Genomic DNA, 4,052 nt, shown 5'->3' on the forward strand with positions numbered 1-4,052 from the left:
CAGTAGTGCCCGCCATAGAAAATGCAGGTCTTACTGCGGCGGGGCTCGGGGTCGTTGGTGAACAGGAAACTGGTCATAGTCCGGTAGCCAATGAGGATAAAGTGGGGCGGAATCAGCTCTGCCCCTGCGGTTCCGGTAAAAAATACAAGCATTGTCATGGGCGGTTGCAATAAGGAAAGCGTATGGCCGTTGGTCTCCACCCTCCCCGGAATATCCTGCCCATTGCGGGGGTTCGCCTTGGCGTGGCAGCGGCAGGCATTCGTTATGCGAATCGTACCGACCTGACCTTGATCCATTTGGCGGAAGGATCTCAGGTGGCGGGTGTTTTTACCCGTAATCGTTTCTGCGCGGCGCCAGTGTTGGTGGCACAGCGTCACCTGGCGGACGGCTCCGGCGTGCGGGCGCTGGTGATTAATACGGGCAATGCCAATGCGGGTACGGGCGCCGCTGGGCTGCAGGCAGCAGAGGCTAGTTGTCAGGTGGTGGCCGGGCAGTTGGGTTGCGCGCAGGAGGCCGTCTTGCCGTTTTCTACGGGCGTCATTGGCGAACCGGTAGCGCTTGCGGAGAAAATTGCCGGGGTGCTGCCAAGCTGTATCGAAACGCTCGCCGAGGATCACTGGGAGGTGGCCGCAGCGGCCATTATGACCACGGATACCATTGCCAAGGCCTGCTCCCGGCAGTTGGAAATGGATGGCGTGACCGTCACGGTGACGGGTATGGCCAAGGGCTCAGGGATGATTCGTCCGGATATGGCCACGATGCTGGCCTATATCGCCACCGATGCCCCGTTGCACGGAGCAGCCTTGCAACAATGCCTGCAAGAAGCCATGGAGCGATCCTTCAACCGCATTACAGTGGATGGCGATACCTCCACCAACGATGCCTGCATCCTGATGGCAACCGGGCAGGCGGCGCTGCCGCCCATCTCTTTAGCAACGGATCCCCGCTACGGCAGACTGAGAGACGCCATCACGGCGGTGGCGCAGTGGCTGGCGCAGGCTGTTGTGCGCGACGGCGAGGGGGCGACCAAATTTATTCCGATCCATGTCCTGGGTGGGCGCGATGCAGCCGAGTGTCTGCAGGTGGCTTACCGGATGGCTCATAGTCCGTTGATCAAGACGGCTTTCTTTGCTTCCGACCCGAATTGGGGGCGCCTGCTGGCGGCCATCGGCTCCGCCGGCGTGGACGACCTGGAAGTGGATGGGGTGCAGGTCTGGCTGGGCGATACGCGCATCGTCCGCGACGGTGCCCGCGACCGTGATTATGATGAGGCGGCCGGACAGGCCGTGATGGCCCAGGAGGAAATCCCGGTGCGGGTTGATCTGGGCAGAGGTGCCGCCGAGGCGCAAATCTGGACTTGTGACTTGTCCTATGACTATGTCCGTATTAACGCCGATTACCGTAGCTGATGCTCACCGTTCCTGTCGCCACTGGAATTATTGAAGATGCCTCGGGGCGCCTGCTGATTTCGCTGCGCCCCGAGGGTAAGCCCTGGCCAGGCTTCTGGGAGTTTCCCGGCGGCAAGGTGGATCCCGGCGAAACGCCGGAACAGGCTCTGGTCCGGGAGCTTTGGGAAGAGTTGGGGATCACCGTTACGGCACCAGAGCCGTTCCGGGTGCTTGATTATACCTATCCGGAGCGTACGGTGCGCCTGCATTTTTACCGGGTGCGGCACTGGACGGGCACTGCCCATGGACGGGAAGGGCAGGAGGTACGTTGGCTCTATCCCTGGGAAATCCCGGCGCTGGAATGTCTCCCTGCGAATTTGCGTATAACGGCGGCGGTGTTAGCGGAGGCTTTGCCCCAGCCGCCCCTCTGTCTGATTGCCGATCCCGACAGATTGCCGCTACTTGATTTCCGAAAGTCTCTGGAAGCCGCGCTTGGCGCTGGATTGCGCTGGTTAGTGCTGCGCTGCAAAACGGTGCCGGATGCCCCCACCGCCGCCGTACTGTCGACACTGTGCGCCGAGGCGCTGGCGCAGGGCGCGCAGGTCTACCTCAACCATTCCGATTCCTTGCCCGACTGGCCGCGGAGCGGACGTCATCTGACGCAAATTCAGCTCGATGCAGGCGTACGGCCTGACGCGGCTTTCGGGGTATCTTGTCATGATGCCGTAGGTTTGCAGCGGGCGGCGCGTCTCGGGGCGCGCTACGCCTTTCTCTCGCCGATTTTCGTTACCCCGAGTCATCCGGGTGCGGCGGCGCTGGAACCTCAGGCCTTTGCGGCGATGGCCGCTGAATCGTCTCTGCCCCTCATTGCGCTCGGTGGAGTGACGGCAGCACGGGTGCCGGTGGCGCTGGCCGCCGGCGCGCGCGGCGTGGCGGTGCTCTCCGGCATTCTCGAAGCGCCGGATCCTGCTGTTGCTACCCGCGCTTATCTCCAGCACTGGAATGGGTGAATGGCCTTTATTTCTGTCGTTATTCCGCTTTACGACGAGATCGACAATATCTTGCCGCTTTGTACGGCTCTGAGCCATGCCTTGGGGGACGCCGATGCCGAGGTGATCATTGTCGACGATGGTAGCCGGGACGGGAGTGCCACCGCCCTGGACCGCGAAGCGGAGGCGCGGGGCGCGCGATTCAAGGTCATCCACCTGCAGCGCAATTTCGGCCAGACAGCGGCCATGCAGGCGGGGATTGATGCCGCTCGGGGCGAAGTGATTGTGACCCTGGATGCGGATCTGCAGAATGATCCCGAAGACATTCTGCCTTTGGTCCGGCACCTGCTGGAGAAAAACCTGGATGTGGTGGCGGGTTGGCGGAAGGACCGCCAGGATGACTTGCTCTTGCGTAGGATCCCGTCGCGTTTGGCCAATCGTTTGATCTGCCACCTCACCGGTATTTATCTGCACGATTACGGGTGCACCCTGAAGGCCTATCGGGCTTCCGTGATCAAAGGGGTGCGTCTCTATGGCGAGATGCATCGTTTTGTCCCGGCCTGGCTTTCTACGTTGACCTACACGGATCGCATTGTCGAAGTGCCGGTGCGCCACCACCCGCGCCGGGCCGGACAGAGCAAGTACGGCATCACTCGTACCCTCCGGGTGCTGGTTGACCTGCTTTTTGTGAAGTTTTTTCTTGGTTACAGTCAGCGGCCCATGCATTTTTTCGGGGTAATCGGGCTGGCGTTATCAAGCATCGGTTCGATCATGCTGCTGTATCTTTTGGTGGATAAATTTGGCTATGGCGCGGCGATTTCCGGACGCCCCATGCTGATTGCCGGTGTACTGTTTTTCCTCGCTGGACTGCAATTTCTCAATACCGGCATTGTTGGGGAGATGTTATCGCGCATTTATCATGAGTCTCAGGATAAAAAGACTTATGTGGTGCGCTACACGATACATCTTGATCCACCCGCGTGAAACCTGTCCCCATTCTGATGTATCACAATATTGCGGTGGCGCCGCAAGGCGTGAAGTTGCGCGGCCTTTATATCTCGCCCCGGCGTTTTGCGCGGCAGATGGCGCTGCTGCACTGGTTGGGTTATCAGGGACTGTCCATGTCTGCAGCCATGCCTTATCTGCGCGGAGAGCGGGAAGGCAAAGTGGTGGTGATTACTCTGGATGACGGCTATCGGGATAACCTCGAACACGCCTTGCCGGTGTTGCAGCGCCATGGTTTTACGGCAACCTGCTATGTGGTGAGTGCCGCCATCGGTACCGCCAATCACTGGGATGCGCAGCAGTTAGGTACACATAAGCCACTGATGAACGTGCATGAGCTACATCGCTGGCGGGAGGCTGGAATGGAGATCGGGGCGCACAGCCGTCATCATCCCCGTTTGCCGGAGCTGAGTGAGTCCGAGTTGGACGACGAGGTGTCAGGATCCAAGCGCGAGTTGGAAGGGCTTTTGGCGGTGCCGGTGACTCAGTTCTGTTATCCCTATGGTGCGGCGGGGCTGCGCGAACGGGCGGCGGCCCGACGCGCCGGCTTTGTTGCCGCGGTGACGGTGCGGCGGGGCCGTGTCTTGCCGGGTACTGACCTTATGGATTTACCGCGGGTGATGGTCGGCGGGCATCATGCGCCCCATGTTTTCCCCCTGCAACTGCTGAC

General features: G+C 60.7%; 5 protein-coding genes. All 5 read left to right on the forward strand.

Annotated features, from left to right (window positions below; all coding sequences use genetic code 11):
• The coding region (locus HF921_RS12040; protein WP_215893882.1) for an SEC-C metal-binding domain-containing protein at positions 1–173 on the forward strand (173 nt) is incomplete at its 5' end.
• Positions 174–182: 9 nt separating this feature from the next.
• Positions 183–1,409 carry a bifunctional glutamate N-acetyltransferase/amino-acid acetyltransferase ArgJ gene (argJ, locus tag HF921_RS12045; protein ID WP_064218200.1) on the forward strand — a complete coding sequence of 409 codons (1,227 nt, stop codon included), beginning with the start codon at positions 183–185 and terminating at the stop codon, positions 1,407–1,409.
• Positions 1,409–2,398, forward strand: a complete 990-nt coding sequence (locus HF921_RS12050; protein ID WP_215859920.1) for a Nudix family hydrolase — start codon at positions 1,409–1,411, stop codon at positions 2,396–2,398. The genes argJ and HF921_RS12050 overlap by 1 nt, the downstream gene beginning before the upstream one ends.
• Entirely contained in the window at positions 2,399–3,361 is a 963-nt protein-coding gene (locus HF921_RS12055; RefSeq protein ID WP_215859919.1) for a glycosyltransferase family 2 protein, read from the forward strand.
• The coding region (locus HF921_RS12060) for a polysaccharide deacetylase family protein (RefSeq protein ID WP_215893881.1) at positions 3,358–4,052 on the forward strand (695 nt) is incomplete at its 3' end. The genes HF921_RS12055 and HF921_RS12060, both read left to right, overlap by 4 nt.

Origin of the sequence: Acidithiobacillus ferriphilus (assembly GCF_018854775.1) — a bacterium.
In the GTDB taxonomy this organism is placed as follows: Bacteria; Pseudomonadota; Gammaproteobacteria; order Acidithiobacillales; family Acidithiobacillaceae; genus Acidithiobacillus; species Acidithiobacillus ferriphilus.

Bases quoted from the DNA above. Each gene is read 5' to 3' on its own strand.
- argJ (WP_064218200.1), top strand. From the start codon at position 183: ATGGCCGTTGGTCTCCACCCTCCCCGGAATATCCTGCCCATTGCGGGG.
- HF921_RS12050 (WP_215859920.1), top strand. From the start codon at position 1,409: ATGCTCACCGTTCCTGTCGCCACTGGAATTATTGAAGATGCCTCGGGG.
- HF921_RS12055 (WP_215859919.1), top strand. From the start codon at position 2,399: ATGGCCTTTATTTCTGTCGTTATTCCGCTTTACGACGAGATCGACAAT.